This window comes from Aquiflexum sp., from assembly GCF_977115555.1.
The window spans coordinates 1-1,746 of record NZ_CDSBKL010000608.1 but is presented as its reverse complement, the minus strand read 5'-3'; the positions used below and the strand labels follow the sequence as shown (position 1 = coordinate 1,746).

The following is a 1,746-nucleotide window of genomic DNA, read 5'->3' as shown; positions in this document are numbered from 1 at the left end:
ATCACCTTGGTGGACGTGGTGGTGTTTCTACCGATCCTCTTCCTGCAAGTTTTTGTAGCGGATATGTTAAAGCAGTTTTCTGTGGTCGTGATTACCTCCACGATGACGAGTTTGCTGGTAGGATTTACGCTTACGCCTTGGATGGCTTCACGGATCGGCAAGTCAGAAGACCTTCAACCCACAAATTTCTTCAACAAATTCCTGATCTGGTTTGAGCACCAGTTGGATACTTTCATCGCTTGGTACGGCAGACAGTTGGATTGGGTTTTGGACCATAAGCTTGTGTTTATGGGAATCATTTTGGCGCTTTTTGCCATGACCGGACTTATCCTGAAGCAGGGAATAATCGGTAAGGAACTGATTGCCACCGGAGATCAGGGAAAGTTCAGTCTTTACCTAGAATTTGACAAATCCACCGGAATCAAGCAGAACAACCTCAAAAGCCAAGAAATAGAGAATTTCCTATTGGAGCAACCTGAAGTGGCCACCATCTTCAGCAACATCGGCGGCCCAACCACCGGAATCGGAAGCCTTGGCGTGGGTTCACCCAATAAATCCGAACTCACCATCCAGCTAAAACCCGCAAAGGAAAGAGGCAATATCCCAACAGAAACTTATATGAAAGAAGTCAGGGAGGAGTTGCAAAAAGAATTTCCCGGAGTAAGTTATTCCATGACCGCATTGGGGCTGATCCCAAGATCCGCACCCATAGAAATAACCCTCAGCGGCCCGACTACCGAAAGTGTCATGGCTGCGGCAAATGACTTGAAGGCCATTGTCGAAAACATTCCCGGATCAGACTTTGTAAAATTGTCAGTGGAAGAAGGAAGTCCTGAGTTCCAGGTCATCCCCGACCAATACAGACTGCAGCTATTTGGTCTGAACAATGCTTTTGTGGGACAAAATCTCCGATCTGCCCTGACCGGAAATGACGATGCCTCCCTGACAGAAGGGGGAATCGAATATCCTGTCCGTATCCAATTGGATAATTTTAACCGGCAAAATTATGAGGACATCAGACGGATTTTGATCACCAATCCAATGGGCTTCCCCATCGAACTCGCCCAGGTAGCCGATATTTCCCAAAACAAATCACCTTCCCTACTCGAGAGAAAAGACCGTCAACCTGCTGTCACCCTGACTGCCAATGCCCTTGGAAGACCTTCCGGCACCGTTGCCGACGAAGTCGTAGCAAAACTCCAAACAAACCCACTTCCTGCTGACATCAGCATGGTGTGGGGTAGTGATATCAAAAGGCAAAATGACAGTTTTGGAGCTTTGGGATCGGTTTTGCTGATTTCCTTTTTACTAATCTACCTCATCATGGTAGCCTTATATGATAGTTTTATCTATCCCTTCGTCGTCCTTTTCTCTATTCCTGTAGCAGTCATCGGGGCGTTTTTAGCGCTCAACCTTTCCATGAACAACCTCAGCCTCTTTGCATTGCTTGGTCTGATCATGCTGATGGGATTGGTAACCAAAAATGCCATCCTGATTGTGGATTTTACCAACCAACTCCGATCAGAAGGGATGGAAGTAAGAAAAGCGCTGATCACTGCCGGCAAAGGCAGAATGCGTCCGATCCTAATGACTACCATATCGATGGTCGTTGGGATGCTGCCCATAGCCTTAGCAGCCGGCACAGCGAGTGAGTGGAAAAACGGGTTGGCTTGGGTGATTATCGGTGGCTTGATGTCGTCACTGATATTGACTGTCTACCTCGTCCCTGTGGTTGATTATTTCTTT

Annotated in this window: 1 protein-coding gene; it reads left to right on the top strand. The window is 47.3% G+C overall.

Annotated features, from left to right (window positions below; all coding sequences use genetic code 11):
* Positions 1-1,746: efflux RND transporter permease subunit (locus ACZFYI_RS20035; protein ID WP_462525890.1), on the top strand; the 1,746-nt coding region annotated here is incomplete at both ends.